This window comes from Bisbaumannia pacifica, from assembly GCF_007989625.1.
In the GTDB taxonomy this organism is placed as follows: domain Bacteria; phylum Pseudomonadota; class Gammaproteobacteria; order Pseudomonadales; family Halomonadaceae; genus Bisbaumannia; species Bisbaumannia pacifica.
Window position 1 is genome coordinate 18,763 of record NZ_BJUK01000001.1, and the last position, 14,782, is coordinate 33,544.

General features: G+C 69.4%; 12 protein-coding genes. 3 read left to right on the forward strand and 9 right to left on the reverse strand.

Going from position 1 to position 14,782, the window contains the following annotated elements; all coding sequences use genetic code 11:
• Nucleotides 1-25 precede the first annotated feature (25 nt).
• From HPA02_RS00100 to HPA02_RS00135, 8 genes are all read right to left on the reverse strand, one after another.
• Nucleotides 26-1,210 carry an iron-containing alcohol dehydrogenase gene (locus tag HPA02_RS00100; RefSeq protein ID WP_244945825.1) on the reverse strand — a complete coding sequence of 395 codons (1,185 nt, stop codon included), beginning with the start codon at nt 1,208-1,210 and terminating at the stop codon, nt 26-28.
• 42 nt (nt 1,211-1,252) lie between these two features.
• Entirely contained in the window at nt 1,253-2,638 is a 1,386-nt protein-coding gene (locus HPA02_RS00105; protein WP_146800628.1) for an aldehyde dehydrogenase family protein, read from the reverse strand.
• Between the two features lie 144 nt (nt 2,639-2,782).
• The gene (locus HPA02_RS00110; RefSeq protein WP_146800630.1) at nt 2,783-4,162 is read right to left on the reverse strand and encodes a glutamine synthetase family protein; all 1,380 of its coding nucleotides are present in this window, start codon (nt 4,160-4,162) and stop codon (nt 2,783-2,785) included.
• A gap of 60 nt (nt 4,163-4,222) precedes the next feature.
• Entirely contained in the window at nt 4,223-5,287 is a 1,065-nt protein-coding gene (locus HPA02_RS00115) for a TRAP transporter substrate-binding protein (protein WP_146800632.1), read from the reverse strand.
• Between the two features lie 87 nt (nt 5,288-5,374).
• Nucleotides 5,375-6,694, reverse strand: coding sequence for a TRAP transporter large permease (locus tag HPA02_RS00120; RefSeq protein ID WP_146800634.1), 1,320 nt, complete (start codon nt 6,692-6,694; stop codon nt 5,375-5,377).
• Complete coding sequence (locus tag HPA02_RS00125; RefSeq protein WP_146800636.1) at nt 6,691-7,218, reverse strand: TRAP transporter small permease subunit; 528 nt, start codon at nt 7,216-7,218, stop codon at nt 6,691-6,693. Before HPA02_RS00125 ends, HPA02_RS00120 begins: the two co-directional genes overlap by 4 nt.
• 157 nt (nt 7,219-7,375) lie before the next feature.
• On the reverse strand, nt 7,376-8,329 hold the full coding sequence (locus HPA02_RS00130; RefSeq protein ID WP_146800638.1) for a LysR family transcriptional regulator: 954 nt from the start codon (nt 8,327-8,329) through the stop codon (nt 7,376-7,378).
• A 117-nt stretch (nt 8,330-8,446) separates the two neighbouring features.
• Nucleotides 8,447-9,634, reverse strand: coding sequence for a cation:proton antiporter (locus tag HPA02_RS00135; protein WP_146800640.1), 1,188 nt, complete (start codon nt 9,632-9,634; stop codon nt 8,447-8,449).
• Nucleotides 9,635-9,809: 175 nt separating this feature from the next.
• Here HPA02_RS00135 and HPA02_RS00140 point away from each other — a divergent pair, with 175 nt between their 5' ends.
• Both HPA02_RS00140 and HPA02_RS00145 read left to right on the forward strand, forming a co-directional pair.
• On the forward strand, nt 9,810-10,541 hold the full coding sequence (locus HPA02_RS00140; protein ID WP_146800642.1) for a TraX family protein: 732 nt from the start codon (nt 9,810-9,812) through the stop codon (nt 10,539-10,541).
• 74 nt (nt 10,542-10,615) lie between these two features.
• Nucleotides 10,616-12,631, forward strand: a complete 2,016-nt coding sequence (locus HPA02_RS00145) for a PhoX family protein (RefSeq protein ID WP_146800644.1) — start codon at nt 10,616-10,618, stop codon at nt 12,629-12,631.
• 3 nt (nt 12,632-12,634) lie between these two features.
• Here HPA02_RS00145 and HPA02_RS00150 read toward each other — a convergent pair whose 3' ends face one another.
• Nucleotides 12,635-13,555 carry a LysR family transcriptional regulator gene (locus tag HPA02_RS00150; protein ID WP_146800646.1) on the reverse strand — a complete coding sequence of 307 codons (921 nt, stop codon included), beginning with the start codon at nt 13,553-13,555 and terminating at the stop codon, nt 12,635-12,637.
• A gap of 97 nt (nt 13,556-13,652) precedes the next feature.
• Here HPA02_RS00150 and HPA02_RS00155 point away from each other — a divergent pair, with 97 nt between their 5' ends.
• Nucleotides 13,653-14,639, forward strand: a complete 987-nt coding sequence (locus HPA02_RS00155; protein WP_146800648.1) for a YeiH family protein — start codon at nt 13,653-13,655, stop codon at nt 14,637-14,639.
• Nucleotides 14,640-14,782: the final 143 nt, after the last annotated feature.

Below are 14,782 nucleotides of genomic sequence, written 5' to 3' on the forward strand. Positions count from 1 at the left end.
CGTTCCGGGGCGAGGCCATCGGCGGCTAGAGGGAGCCCTCCAGCGCCGCCACCATGATGGCCCGATAGGCCTCGGCATCGTGGGCGATGGGGTTGCTGGCCGCGGAGGGGTCCGCCACCGCCATCTGGGCCACCTTGTCGGCCTGACGAGCATCGATGCCCAGGGCCGCCAGGGTGGGCGGAATCTTCAGCCGCTCGCGCAGCTCCAGCACCCAGTCGATCACCGCCGCCGTGCCCGGCTGGCGCAGATCCAGGTAGCGCCCCAGGCGCACCATGGGCTCGCCGATGGCCCGCTCGTTGGCGCGCAGCACATAGGGCATCAGCACCGCATTGAGGGTGCCATGGTGGGCATCGTAGAGGGCCCCCAGGGGGTGGGCCAGGGCATGCATGGCCCCCAGGCCACGCTGGAAGGCGGTGGCTCCCATCATCGAGGCCACCAGCATGTTCATCCGCGCCTCCAGGTCACCGCCATCGGCATGGGCGTGGAGCAGGTGGTCGCGGATGCGGCGCATGCCCTCCACGGCGATGCCCTCCGCCATGGGGTGGTAGTTGGGGGAACACCAGGCCTCCAGGCAGTGGGACAGGGCGTCCATGCCGGTGGCGGCGGTGATCGACGGCGGCAGGCCGATGGTGAGTTCGGGGTCGAGGATCACCGTGGCCGGCACCATGCCGGGGTGGAAGATGATGCGCTTCACATGGGCCTGCTCGTCGGTGATCACCGAGGCGCGGCCCACCTCGGAGCCGGTGCCCGCGGTGGTGGGAATCGCCACCACCGGGGCGATGGCCGCGGCGTCTGCCTGGCGCCAGTTGTCGCCCACGTCCTCCAGGGACCATAGTGACAGCCCCTCCCGCTGCCCCGCCATCAGCGCCACCGCCTTGGCGGCGTCCAGGGCCGAGCCGCCGCCGAAGGCGATCACCCCGTCGTGGCCTCCGTCGCGGAAGGCGGCCACCCCGTCCAACACATTCTTGCCGGTGGGGTTGCCCTTGATGGCGCTGAAGAGGGCGACGCCCAGGCCGGCGCCACGGCAGGCGGCCAAGGCGTCGTGGACCATGGGCAGCTGCTCCAGGCCCGGGTCGGTGATCAGCAGCGGTGCCGCCATGCCCAGGTCCCGGCAGGCCTGGGGCAGCTCGCGGATGCGTCCGACGCCGGTGAGGATCCGCGCCGGATAGTTCCAGTTAGTGGTCAGGCGACTCATCTCGTCTTGGCTCATAGCGACCTCGCTTCTCCCGTATTCCCCTTCGAGCTTAGGGCGTCAGGCGTGTTTCAGATGGAAGGACTTGGGTCGGGTCAGGGTCTCGTAGCCGACCCGGGAGAGGCTGCAGCCGCGCCCCGAGCGCTTGACCCCGGTCCAGGCCAGCTCCGGGTCCAGGTAGTCGCAGCGGTTGGCGAACACCGTGCCCGCCTCCAGCCGCGCCCCGAGCGCCGCGGCGGCCTCCAGGTCGCGGGTGAAGAGCGCCGCGGTGAGGCCGAAGTCACTGTCGTTCATCAGCCGGATCGCCTCCTCGTCGTCCTCCACCGCCATCACCCCCACCACCGGGCCGAAGCTTTCCTCGTGCATCACCCGCATCGAGTGATCGACCCCGGTGAGCAACTGGGGCGCCAGGTAGGCGCTGCCCGGCCGCGACAGCGGATAGGCGCCGGGGTCGATCCAGGCCCGGGCGCCCTGGGCCACCGCCTCCTCCACCTGGCCGCGCACGAAGTCCGCCGCCGCGGGCCGCACCAGGGGGCCCAGGGTGGTGGCGGGGTCGGTGGGGTTGCCGAGCCGCAACTGGCCGAGCCAGGCCAGGGCCCGCTCCAGGAAGTCATCGAGGCGCTGGCGCTGCACATAGAGGCGTTCGATGCCGCAGCAGCTCTGCCCCGAGTTGAAGAAGGCGCCGTCCATCACCCGGGGCACGGCGCTGTCCAGGTCCACGTCGCCGCGCAGGTAGGCGGGATCCTTGCCGCCCAGCTCCAGGCCGGTGGCGATAAAGCGCCCGGCGGCGTTGCGCTCGACCATGGCGCCGCCGGCCACCGAGCCGGTAAAGGCCACCTGGGCGATACGCGCATCGCGGATCAGCGCCTCGGTGGTGGCATGGGCCAGGTGCAGGTGCTGGAAGACCCCCTCGGGCAGGCCGGCCTCATCGAAGGCCTGCTGCAGGCGCTCGGCGCACAGTGGCGTCTGGGCGGAGTGCTTGAGGATCACCGTATTGCCCGCCATCAGCGCCGGCACCAAGGCGTTCACCGCGGTCATAAAGGGGAAGTTCCAGGGCGCGATGATCAGCGACACCCCCAGGGGCTCGCGGGTGATATAGCGGGTGAAGCCGGGCTTGTCGGGCAGCCGGATGGGCGCCAGGGCCGACTCGGCCAGGGCGATCATGGTCCGGGCGCGCTCCTCGAAGCCGCCGATCTCGCCGCCGGCCACGGCGATGGGGCGGCCCATCTGCCAGGTCAGCTCCTCGGCCAGGAGATCGCGGCGCGCCACCATAGCATCCACCATGGCGGCGCAGTAGCGGCCGCGCTCGGCGAGGCTCAGGGCCCGCCAGTCGCGCTGGGCGGCCACCGCCCGGTCGAGGGCCGCCTCGACCCGGGCCCCCTCGGCCAGCTCGCGCCGCACATAGACCGAGCCATCCACCGGGGAAATCGTCTGTTGTATGGGCATAACCAACCTCGGCTCCAAGCGACGCCAGCCATGGGGTAGAGCGAAGCGTCTTTTTCAGGGATGAAAAAGTCGAGCGTCCAGGGATGGATTCACAGCGTCTTCGCGATCCCCATGGCTGGGGAAGTCGCGTCCATGCCAGGGCGCCTAGATAATTTCGAAGTAGCGATCCAGCTCCCAATCGGTGATATGGCGGCGGAACTGCCGCTCCTCCCACTCCCGGGTCGCCGCGAAGTGCTCGACGAAGGCGTCGCCGAACAGCGCCCGGGCCGGCGCCGAGGCCTTGAGGCGCTGGGCCGCCTCCCACAGGGTGCGCGGCAGGGCCTGATGGGCGGGATGCTCGAGCTCGTAGGCATTGCCGCGCACCGCCTCGTCCGGCTCCAGACCCTGCTCGATGCCGTACAGGCCGGCAGCGATGGCCGCCGCGAGCGCCAGGTAGGGGTTGGCATCGGCGCTGCCCAGCCGGTACTCCACCCGCTGGGACTTGTCGCCGCCGGGAATCACCCGCAGCGCCGTGGTGCGGTTCTCCACGCCCCAGGTGGCGTCGGTGGGGGCCCAAAAGCCGGGAATCAGCCGGGTATAGCTGTTGATGGTGGGGGCGAACATGGCCAGGAATTCCGGCATCAGCGCCTGCTGGCCGGCCACGAAGTGGCGCTGGATGGCGCTCATCCCGTGGGGGGCGTCGGCATCGAAGAACGCCGAGGCGCCGCCGTCGGCGTGGCGCAGCGACAGGTGGATATGCCCGCTCTGGCCCGGGTAGTCCGGCGACCACTTGGCCATGAAGGTGGCCATCAGGCCGCGGCGCTGGGCCCAGACCTTGGTGAAGGTCTTGAACAGGGCGCCCTTGTCGGCGGCGGCCAGGGCACCATCCACGGCGATCGCCGCCTCCAGCACCCCGGGGCCGGTCTCGGTATGCAGCCCCTCGATGGGGAAGTCCATGGCCTCGGCGAGCCCCAGCAGCTCGTGGTAGAGCTCGCTATGCACCGAGCTGCGCAGCATGGAGTAGCCCATCATGTCCGGGGTGAAGGGCCTGAGGTGGCGAAAGCCCTTCTCGCGCACCGACTCCGGGGTCTCCTGGAAGAGGAAGAACTCGTACTCCAGGGAGCCGAAGGCCTCGAAGCCCATAGCCTGGGCCCGCTCCAGCACCCGACGCAGCAGCCCCCGCGGGCAGAGCTCGGCGGCGGGGCCGGTGAACTCGGCCAGGAACAGCAGCATCTCGCCCTCCGCCGGCACGCCCCGGCAGCTCTCCGGGACGATCCGTAGCGGCGCATCCGGGTAGCCGGTGTGCCAGCCGGTGAAGCTCACGTTGTCGTAGAGCTCGTCCTTGCTGTCCCAGCCCAGCACCACGTCGCAGAAGGCGAAGCCCGATTCCAGGGCGTGGAAGAACTTCTCCTTGTGCATGTACTTGCCGAGCATCACCCCGTCGATATCGAACATCCCGACCTTGACGTGGCTCAGGCCACGCGCCTCGACGATGCGCCGGGCATCCGCCGGCGTCTTGACCGCTCTCGGTTCCAGTCGACTCATGGCGCCACTTCCCGATGATGGTGATCGATCGGCGCCGCGGCCCGGCCGCGGCGCCCGGACTCAGGCATAGCGATAGGGAGGGCCCGCCTGCTGCATGGTCTCCCGGTAGGCCTTGAGGATCTCCACCAGGCGGGCGTTGCGCTCGCTCTGGGCGGCGATCTCGTCCCAGAAGGCCAGGGCCTCGTTCTCCAGGGTCTGCCACTCCGACTCGGGAATCGAGGTCAGCTCCAGCTTGCCGCCAGTGGTGCGGTAGTGGGCCTCGCCCCACCAGTACCAGTGCTGGCGATAGTAGTGGGAACTGTCCATGCACAGCTTGAACAGCGTCTTGAGGTGCTCCGGTACCTCGTTCCAACGTTCGCTGTTGGCGAAGTAGGAACCGGCCCAGGCCCCGGAGATGTTATTGGTGAGGTAATAGCTGCTGACGTCCGCCCAGCCCACGGTGTAGGCCTCGGTGATCCCCGCCCAGGCGATGCCATCCAGCTCCCGGGTCTGCATGGCCACCTCGATGTCCTCCCAGGGCAGGGTCACCGGCACCACCCCGAAGCGGCTCAGGAAGCGCCCGGCGGTGGGGAAGGTGAAGACCCGCTTGCCGCGCAGGTCCTCGAGGCTACGGATCGGCTCCCGGGTGACGAAGTTGCAGGGATCCCAGGCCCCGGCCCCCAGCCAGGTCACCCCCTCCACCTCGCCGTAGGCCTCCTCCCAGATCTCGCGCAGCCCGTAGTGCTCGAAGAGCACCGGCACGTCGAGGCTGTAGCGGGAGGCGAAGGGGAAATAGCCGCCGAACACCGAGACGTCCACCGGGGCGGCGATGGAGTCGTCGTCGCTCTGCACCGCATCGATGGTGCCGCGCTGCATGGCCCGGAACAGCTCGCCGGTGGGCACCAGTTGGTCGGCGTAGTAGAGCTCGATCTCCATCTCGCCGTTGGCGGCGCGGTTGAAGGCATCGATGGAGGGCTTGATGACATGCTCGGCCAGGGCCGGGCCGGCATAGGTCTGCATGCGCCAGCGAATCGGGCTGCGCGACTGGGCGTGGACATAGGGTGCCCCGACGGTAGCCGCTCCCACCGTGGCGGCGGTGGCCACCCCGGCCTGCTTGAGAAAATTACGCCTGTTGCGATCGGTCATGATGCTTCTCCCGTGGGTTGTTGTGGTTACCACTGACTCGCGTCGCTGCGGGTTCCTCCTTGCCCGTTGGCGGGCATGTTCGGCGTCTCAGCCGTAGTAGAGCACCGGCAGCCAGAGCGCCAGCTGCGGGAAGGCGGTGATCAACGCCAGGCCCAGGACCATGATCGCCACGAAGGGCCAGACGCTGCGGTAGATGTCCGAGAGGCTGACCTCCGGCGGGGCCATGGCACGCATCAGGAAGAGGTTGTAGCCGAACGGCGGAGTCATGTAGGCGATCTGCACGGTGATGGTGTAGAGCACCCCGTACCACACCGGGTCGAAGCCGAGGCTGATCACTAGGGGCACATAGAGGGGCGCCACGATCACCAGCATGGCGGTGTCGTCGAGGAACATGCCCATCAGCAGGTAGGAGAGCTGCATCATCAGCAGGATCTCCCAGGGGCCCAGCCCCAGGCGATCGAGGAAGACGTTCTCGATGGCGCGCACCGCCCCCAGGCCGTCGAACACCGCCCCGAAGCACAGCGCGGCGAGGATGATCCACATGAACATGCAGCTGATGGCCAGGGTGCGACGCACCGTGACGTCGATGACCTGGCGGGTCAGGCGGCCCTTGACCAGCGCCGCCAGGGTGGCGGCGAAGGCGCCATAGGCGGCGCTCTCCACCAGGCTGGTGACCCCCATCAGGAAGAGTCCGGTCATCGAGAAGAAGATCAGCAGCGGCAGGATGCCGGCACGCAGCAGCTTGAGCTTCTTGGCCAGCCCCAGGTCGCGCTCCTCGGCGGGCAGCGCCGGTCCCAGCTCGGGCTGGAGGCGGCAGCGGATGGCGATATAGAGCACGAAGAGGGCGGCCAGGATCAGCCCGGGAATGGCCCCGGCCAGCCACAGCTTGCCCACCGGCTGGCGGGCGATCATGCCGTAGAGCACCAGCACCACGCTGGGCGGCACCAGGATGCCCAGGGAGCTGCCGGCCTGGATCACCCCGGTGACCATGATCTTGTCGTAGCCGCGGCGCAGCAGCTCGGGCAGGGCGATGCTGGCGCCGATGGCCATGCCCGCCACGCTCAGGCCGTTCATCGCCGAGACCACCACCATCAGGCCGATGGTGCCGATGGCCAGGCCGCCCCGCAGCGAGCCCATCCAGACATGGAACATCTCGTAGAGGTCGCCGGCGATGCCCGACTCGGAGAGCATGTAGCCCATGAAGATAAACAGCGGCAGGGTCAGCAGCGGGTACCAGTTCATCAGCACGAAGCTGGCGTTGAAGGGCATCTCCACCCCGCCGTCGCCCCACAGCAGCAAGGCCGCCGCGGCTCCCACGAAGCCGATCACCCCGAACACCCGCTGGCCGGTGAGCAGCAACAGCATCATCGCCGAGAACATGGTCAGGGCGATCATCTCGTAGCTCATGCCGCATCCTCCTCGTCGATGGCCCGGCCCAGGGCTCGGGCCAGGTCCTTGAGGAAGGTGGCGACGGCCTGCAGCAGCATCAGCACGATGCCCAGGCACATGATCAGCTTGATCGGCGCCAAGGGCGGCGCCCAGGCGGAGTAGTTGCGCTGGCCGTACTGCAGGGAGTAGTGGGTGCTGGAGATGCCGCCCAGCAGCAGGGTCACCAGGAAGACGATCAGGAAGAGGATGGTCAGGGCATCCACCAGGGCCTGGGCACGCGGCGACCACTGGCTGTAGAAGAGGTCCATGCGCACATGGGCGCCCACCTGCATGGCGTAGGCGCCGCCCAGCAGGTAGTAGGCGGTGAGCATGAACTGGGACATCTCCACCCCCCACAGCAGCGGGCTGTTGAGCACCGAGCGGGAGAAGGAGGCATAGAGCAGCAACCCCATCATGGCGAAGACCAGGTACATGGTGACCCGGCCGACGCCATGGTTGAGCCGGTCTACCAGGCGCACGAAGCGAAGGATCGTTGTCGGCATGATCGCGGGGCTCCCCGGGAGTCGAGCGTATCGAGCCTCAGTCTTGGTCGGGAGATACGCGGACCGCAAAGAGCATCGGCTTTACCGACGCGACGACTATCGAAAAAATCGATACTGCCCCGCCGAGGAGCAAGTGCAGGCAGTTTTCGTGCAGAGCCTAGCGAGGGATGGTGATCGCCTCGGCCACCCAGGCATGCCGCCGCCGCAGCTCGGCCAGGAAGTCCCCCTCCAGCAGGCGACGGGCGTCCCGGGCCAGTTGGCTGGGCAGGCCGCCCAGCTCGTCGCGCCGGCTCACCAGGGTCAGTTGGCGACGCAGCGCCGGAATAGGCAATGGCGCCACCCGTAGCCCGGAGAGGCCCGCCTGGTGGAGGCACAGGGGGGTGGTGAGGGTCCAGCCCACCCCGGCATCCACCAGGCGCAGCACCGCGAAGGTGTTGTCCAGGTGCAGCCGCGCCGGCAACTCCAGGCGGTTGAGGCGCAGGTGACGCTCGATGGCCTGGCCGATTAGCGACTGGGGGGCATAGCGCACGAAGTCGAGGCGCCGGGCCAGCCAGCGCAGGTTATCCGCCGGGCCGTCCCAGCTCGCCGGCAACACCAGCACGAAGGGCTCGGCGAGGATGGGATGGCGCTCCAGGCCGTCATAGTCCTCCAGGCGATCGTCGGAGATGATGATATCCACGTGGCGCGTCATCAGCGCATGGCCATGCATATGCGAGAGGCCGGTGGTCAGGGTGTAGTCCCGGGTATGGCGCTTGATCACCGCGATCAGCGGCCGCCCCACCGCGGTGGCCAGGGAGTCCACCAGCGCCAGGCGCACCTGGTGCAGCTTGCCGAAGCTGCCGGAGATCAGCTCGCCGCGGGTGCCGCGGGCCTCCTCCAGCAGGCGCCGCGCCCGGTCGTAGAGGAAACGCCCGGCGGTGGTGGGCTCCAGGGGCCGGGAACGACGATCCAGCAGGCAGACCCCCAGGGCCTCCTCCAGGTTGGCCAGGCTCTGGGAGACCGAGGATTGCTTGAGTCCCAGACTCTCGGCGGCGGCGCTCTGGCTGCCCCGCTCCAGGGTGGCGACGAAGATCTCCAGGCTGCGCAGGTCGAAGCCGAAGCCGCTTCGCATGGTGGTTCTCCCGCGGTTCGCGACGCTTCAGCCTAGGCCGGCGGGGCGCCCATCGGCACCCCTCGCGCTCAACCCTGGCGCCAACGAAGGCGGCAACCCGACCCGGGTTACCGGCACTCAGGGGCGCCTGAGCACCCAGCGCACCAGCAGCGGCCCCAGCGTCTCGAAGACCAGGGTGGAGGCGACCACCGCGGAGAGCAGCGCCGCCCCCTGGTCGGGGAAGCGTTCGGCGGCCAGCAGTGCCATGCCCATGGCGACCCCCGCCTGGGGCGTCAGTGCCAGACCGATATCCCGCGGCAGGTCGGGGTGGCGGCGGCGCCCCAGGCGCCAGCCCAGCACGCCCCCCAGCCAGCGCCCCGCCACGCGCAGGCCGATGTAGCCCAGGGTCAGGCCCAGGGCCTCATCGAGCAGGCGCAGGTCGATACTGGCTCCCGAGAGCACGAAGAAGAACACCAGGAAGGGCCACTCGATATGCTCGATCTCGTTGAAGGAGCGGGTATGGTGGAAGGAGAGGTTGGCCACCAGGGCGCCGACCAGCATGGCGGTCAGCAAGGGCGAGACTCCCAGCCAGCGGGAGAGCCCGGCGATCAACAGGATAATGGCGATGGCCTCCACCTGGGTGGGCTCCCCCGGCGCCAGGCGCCCGGTCAGCCAGGCCGCCGGCAGGCCGATCAGGGTCCCCAGCAGCAGGGCCCCGCCCAGCTCCCAGGCGGCCTCCAGCAGCGCCAATTGCCCATCCCCGGAGAGGATCCAGCCGAGCAGCGCCATCACCAGGCCGAAGGTCAGGATGCCCCAGGCATCGTCGATGGCGACGATGCCCAGCAGCAGCCGCGCGCGGGGCCGGCGCTCGTCGCAGCCATGAATCGTCTCGCTGACCGCCGCCGGGTCGGTGGCCACCGAAATGGCCGCCAGTACCAGGGCGGTGACCAACGGAAAGCCCAGCAGCCAGAGCCCGGCCCCCACCGTCAGGGCACCGATGCCCATCACCGTCACCGAGAGCAGCAGGATCAGGCGCCCCATGCCCTGTAACCGCTCGCGAGTCAGCTCGCCCCCCAATAGGAAGGCCACCATCACCAGGGCCACCTGAATCAGCGGCTCGCCGAGACCATCCAGCCAGGGGCGCGCCTGTTGCATGCCCAGTATCAGCTGCTGCACCACCGCCATGCCCAGTCCCACCACCACCAGCAGGGAGATCCGCGGCAGCCGGGTACGGCGGGCGACGATATCGGCGAGGATGCTGATGGCGAGCACGCCGCCCAGGACCAAGAGCGCGGCGGATGGCGCGGCAGGCGCCCCGCCGATCATGTCGCCGCCCCCGACACCTTTTCCCGTCGCATCGCCTTCTCCGTTCGGTACCTTGCCTTAGCCTACCCATCCCCTCGAGTAACGCCAATCGGCAGCGACGACCGCGCCGATGACCACACCGATGACAAGGCCACCGGCCGGCGCTATGGTCGGGGTCCTGAATTCGGGAGCCCCCATGACCAACGTCGATTCCCGCTGGATCGCCTGGGCCCAGTGGCTGGCCCTGCTGACCATGAGCCTCGATCATCTGGTGCGCCATCTGCTCGGGCCTGAAAGCGCCCTGGCCTGGTGGCCGGAGAGCCTCGGACGCCTGGCCTTTCCGCTGTTCGCCGCCATGGTGGCCTGGCACGGCACCTTCACCAGCGGGGATCCGCTGCGCTATGCCCGGCGCATCCTGTTGATCGGCATCCTGGCCCAGTGGCCCTATTCGCTGATGCCGCGCCCCGAGGCCCCCTACCTGCTCAATGTCTGCTTTACCCTGGCGGCGGGCCTGGCCTGGGCCCACTGGGCCAGGGGCGCTTTGACCGAGTGGGAGACGCCGCCCTGGGCCCACGGGGTATCACCCTGGATGGGGCTGGCACTCTCCCTGGTCCTCTGGTGGGCACTCGGTTTCTGGGTGGAGTTCGGCCATGCCGGCCTGGCGCTGGTGCCGGCGCTAATGCTGGCGCTGTCTTATCGAGCGGCCTCTCCGGTACGGCGGTGGAGGGCACACCTGCCGGCCCTGGCGTTGGTCGCCCTGCTTAACCCGGGACTCCAGGCCAGCCTCTTCGCCCTGGCCGGCGTGGCGCTGGCACTGGCGATGGCCGGGGCCGGGCTGCCCCGCCTGCCCTGGCCCCTGCCCCGCTGGCTATGGCGGGCCTGGTACCCGGGTCACTTCGCCCTGCTGGCGCTGCTGCTCTGGGACTAGCCTCTTTCATCGGATTGCAACGCGGGATGGCGAGGATACGGGACTGCCCAGTCGTTATTCACAAGGAACCGACCATGACTCAGCAGCTTCCTGGCACCACGGACCCGGTACTGGCCGCCGGCGACGAGCCCCAGAGCAATGCCTCCGGCAACGCCTACTTCGGCGATATTCTCGAGACCCGGCTGAGCCGGCGCAGCCTGCTGCGCGGTAGCCTGGCCGCCGCCGTCGCTGGCGCCATGGCCACCAGCCTGCCCTTCGGCGGCGCCTTCGCCGGCCAGGGCGGCCGTGGCCCGAGCCTGGGCTTCGCCGCCATCCCCACCAGCAGCGCCGATTCAGTGGTGGTTCCCGAGGGTTATCGGGTCCAGGCGATGATCCCCTGGGGCACCTCCCTGGCCGAGGGGACTCCCGACTTCGCCCCCGACAACGGCGCCGACGACCAGGCCCAGCAGGTGGGCAGCCACCACGACGGCATGCACTTCTTCCCCCTCGATGGCCGCTCCGACGAGGGCCTGCTGGTGCTCAACCACGAATATATCGAGCCGCGTTTCATGCACGCCGCCGCCGCGGGACTGGCGCTGGACTCCGGCGGCTTCCCACAGCTGGCCGACGGTAGCCGCGACGCCGACCAGGTGCGCCGGGAGCTGCATGCCCACGGCGTCTCCATCGTGCATCTGCGGCGCGACGACGATGGCCGGTGGCACCTGATCAAGGACGCCCACAATCGCCGCGTCACCGGACTGACGCCGATGCGCCTGGCCGGGCCGGTGGCGGGCAGCGAGCATGTGATCACCCGATACAGCCCGGACGGGCGCACGACCCGCGGCACCCTCAATAACTGCGCCAACGGGGTCACCCCCTGGGGCACCTACATGGCCTCGGAGGAGAACTGGGCCGGCTACTTCGCCAATCGCGCCGAGACCATCGACCGCCGCCAGGCCCGTTATGGCATCACCCGCCGCGACACCAGCCGCTACCAGTGGCACAAGGCCGCCGGCGGCGCCGACGAGTTCCTGCGCTTCGATGCCACCCCGCGGGGTGGCTCCGCCGCCGAGGATTACCGCAACGAGCCGCATACCTTCGGCTATATGGTGGAGATCGATCCCTTCGACGCCGAGGCCGCGCCGATCAAGCGCACCCACCTGGGACGCTTCGCCCACGAGGGGGTGGTCTTCGCCCCGGCGGTGGAGGGCGAGCCGGTGGTCTGCTACTCCGGCGACGACGCCCGCTTCGAGTACATCTACAAGTTCGTCTCGGCGCGCCCCTATCGGGCCGCCACCGCGGATGGCTCGCTGCTCGACGAGGGCACCCTCTATGCGGCGAAATTCCACGCCGACGGCAGCGGCGAGTGGCTGGCCCTGGCCCCCGGCGAGAACGGCCTGACCCCGGAGAACGGCTTCGCGGATCTCGCCGATATCCTGGTCAATGCCCGTTCCGCCGCCGACACCGCCGGCGCCACCAAGATGGATCGCCCCGAGTGGGGCGCCGTGGACCCGGCCAGCGGCCAGGTCTACTTCACCCTGACCAACAACACCCGCCGCGAGCCGGGCCAGGAGGGCGCCGCCAACCCGCGGGCCAACAACACCTTCGGCCATATCATCCGCTGGCGGGAAGCGGGCGGGCAGGACGCCACCCGCTTCCAGTGGGATATCTTCCTGCTGGCCGGCGACCGGGACAGCGGCCGCGATGCGAACGGCGCGCCCCTCGACGACGACGCCATCCTCGCCTCGCCGGATGGCCTGTGGATGGACGCCGAGCGCCGCCTGTGGATCCAGACCGATATCAGCGAGTCGGTGATGAACGATGGCATCTACGAGGTCTTCGGCAATAACCAGATGCTGGTGGCCAACCCCGAGAGCGGCGAGCTCAAGCGCTTCCTGACCGGCCCCATCGGCCAGGAGATCACCGGGGTGACCATGACCCCGGACCGGCGCACCCTCTTCGTCAATGTCCAGCACCCCGGCGCCACCACCGAGGCCTCCGCCTTCGCCGCCGGCGACTACGCCAGCCACTGGCCGGACGGCGGCGACGCCATCCCGCGCTCCGCCACCCTGGCGATCAGCCGTGAAGACGGCGGTATCGTCGGCGCCTGAGGCTCAGGCCCCGCCGGGAGCCGCCAGGCTCCCGGCACCATACTCCCCCAGGGCCACCTTGAAGGCCTGCCATAACGGACTGCGGTAGCGCTGCGGATGCCAGACCAGGGAGAAGCGGCGTCGCAGGCCGAGGTCGCTGGAGAGGGCCACCAGCTCGCCCCGGGCCAGCTCCCCGGCCACGCAGAATTCCGACAGGCAGCCCAGTCCCAGGCCGGCACGCACCGCCTGCTTGATCGCCTCGTGCTGGCCCAGCTCCATGGCGACCCGCGGCGTCAACGAGCGCCCGCGCATCGCCGCCTCGAAGACCGCCCGGGTTCCCGAACCCGGCTCCCGCAGGATCCACGGGCCCCGCGCCAGGGCGGCATCGTCCAGATGCCCCGCCGCGGCCAGGGCGTGCCGGGGGGAAGCCACGATCACCAGGCGATCCTCGCACCAGGGCTCGCTGACCAAGCTGGGCTCCCGACACTCTCCCTCGATCAGGCCGAGATCCGCTTCCAGGCGCAGCACCTCATCGATCACCTCCCGGGAGTTGCGTAGCCGCAGGCGCAGCTCCGCTCCCGGATGGGCCTCGTTGAAGCGCCCCGCCAGGCCGGGCAGCAGGTAGGTGCCCACGGTGGCGCTGGCGGACACGACCAGCCTGCCGCGCAGCTCCCCTTCCGGCTCCCGGGCCGCGGCCACGAACTCCTCGACGCCTTCCAGCAGCCGCTCGGCCCGTGGCAACAGCTCCTCGCCGAGGACATTGAGGGTCAGCCGCCGCCCCGGCCGGTCGAAGAGGGCGACCCCCAGGCGGCGTTCCAGTTCGGCCAGGGCCTCGCTGGTGGCCGAGGGGGAGAGGCAGAGCTCCCGGGCGGCGGCGCTCAGGGTACCGAGGCGTGCCACCGCGACGAAGACTCGGAGCTGGCGAAAGCTGACCGCGGGTTTCATATCGATTTTTCCGAAAAGACTTTTCGTTATTTACTGATAACCAAGAATACTAACAGTCCCTAAGATGCCCTCACCACCCAGCACGGATGAGGACATCATGCTTCCGGGACTCCTGATCAGCGGCCTGCTCGCCGCCGCCGGCCTCGCCCTGGCCGCCCTGCCGCCCCTGGCCGAGCGCGGCATCTCCCCGTTGGTCATCGCCCTACTGCTGGGGATGGTGGCCGGCAACCTCGCCCTGGGCCGGCGCCTGGGCGACCCCGCCGCCGGCCTGGCCTTCGCCACTCGCCGCCTGCTGCGCGCCGGCATCGTGCTGTTCGGCCTGTCGCTGACCCTGCAGCAGCTCTTCGCCCTGGGGCCCTGGGTCGTGGTGCTGGACCTGCTGATCATGATCACGGTGCTGACGCTGGGTTACCAGTTGGGGACCCGGTGGCTGGGCCTGGATCGCGAGACGGCGCTGCTGACCAGTGCCGGCAGTGCCATCTGCGGCGCCGCCGCCATCCTGGCCACCGAGAGCACCATCCGCGCCCGGCCCGCCGCCACCGCCATGGCGGTGGCCACGGTGGTGCTCTTCGGTAGCCTGGCGATGCTGCTCTACCCGCTGCTCTATCCGTTCAGTGGCATGTCGGAGGGACTCTTCGGCATCTATATCGGCGCGACCCTCCACGAGGTCGCTCAGGTGGTAGCCGCCGGCGAGGCGGTGGGCCCCGAGGCCCTGGCCAATGCCCTGGTGGTCAAGCTGCTGCGGGTGATGCTGCTGGTGCCCTTCCTGCTGCTCCTGGCACGCCACTGGCGTCGACCATCGGGGCACCCGGGCACGCCCTCGACGGCGCCCGTGCCCTGGTTCGCCTTCGGCTTCGTCGCCATGGTCGGCGTCAACAGTCTGGTGAGCCTGCCACCGGCCTTGCATCACGGCCTGGTGGAACTCGGCCGGATCGCCCTGACCCTGGCGATGGCGGCCCTGGGCTATGAGACTCGCCTGGACAGGTTACGCGCCCTGGGCCTGCGGCCCCTGCTCCTCGCCGCGATCCTGTTTCTGCTGTTGTTGAGTCTCGGCTGGCTGGCTAGCCTGCTATTGCTGGGCTAGGGGCAGCTCGATCGATCGGGGCGCTTTGCGCCCCACGGCGGGGGAAATACTTCGCGCCCGATTGGATTGTCGCCTGTAATTGTCGTTATTATCTACGTCACAGTGTATACATAATGAGCGATCGGCCGGCCGCCGGGAACGGC

Bases quoted from the DNA above. Each gene is read 5' to 3' on its own strand.
- HPA02_RS00100 (WP_244945825.1), bottom strand. From the start codon at position 1,210: ATGAGCCAAGACGAGATGAGTCGCCTGACCACTAACTGGAACTATCCG.
- HPA02_RS00105 (WP_146800628.1), bottom strand. From the start codon at position 2,638: ATGCCCATACAACAGACGATTTCCCCGGTGGATGGCTCGGTCTATGTG.
- HPA02_RS00110 (WP_146800630.1), bottom strand. From the start codon at position 4,162: ATGAGTCGACTGGAACCGAGAGCGGTCAAGACGCCGGCGGATGCCCGG.
- HPA02_RS00115 (WP_146800632.1), bottom strand. From the start codon at position 5,287: ATGACCGATCGCAACAGGCGTAATTTTCTCAAGCAGGCCGGGGTGGCC.
- HPA02_RS00120 (WP_146800634.1), bottom strand. From the start codon at position 6,694: ATGAGCTACGAGATGATCGCCCTGACCATGTTCTCGGCGATGATGCTG.
- HPA02_RS00125 (WP_146800636.1), bottom strand. From the start codon at position 7,218: ATGCCGACAACGATCCTTCGCTTCGTGCGCCTGGTAGACCGGCTCAAC.
- HPA02_RS00130 (WP_146800638.1), bottom strand. From the start codon at position 8,329: ATGCGAAGCGGCTTCGGCTTCGACCTGCGCAGCCTGGAGATCTTCGTC.
- HPA02_RS00135 (WP_146800640.1), bottom strand. From the start codon at position 9,634: ATGATCGGCGGGGCGCCTGCCGCGCCATCCGCCGCGCTCTTGGTCCTG.
- HPA02_RS00140 (WP_146800642.1), top strand. From the start codon at position 9,810: ATGACCAACGTCGATTCCCGCTGGATCGCCTGGGCCCAGTGGCTGGCC.
- HPA02_RS00145 (WP_146800644.1), top strand. From the start codon at position 10,616: ATGACTCAGCAGCTTCCTGGCACCACGGACCCGGTACTGGCCGCCGGC.
- HPA02_RS00150 (WP_146800646.1), bottom strand. From the start codon at position 13,555: ATGAAACCCGCGGTCAGCTTTCGCCAGCTCCGAGTCTTCGTCGCGGTG.
- HPA02_RS00155 (WP_146800648.1), top strand. From the start codon at position 13,653: ATGCTTCCGGGACTCCTGATCAGCGGCCTGCTCGCCGCCGCCGGCCTC.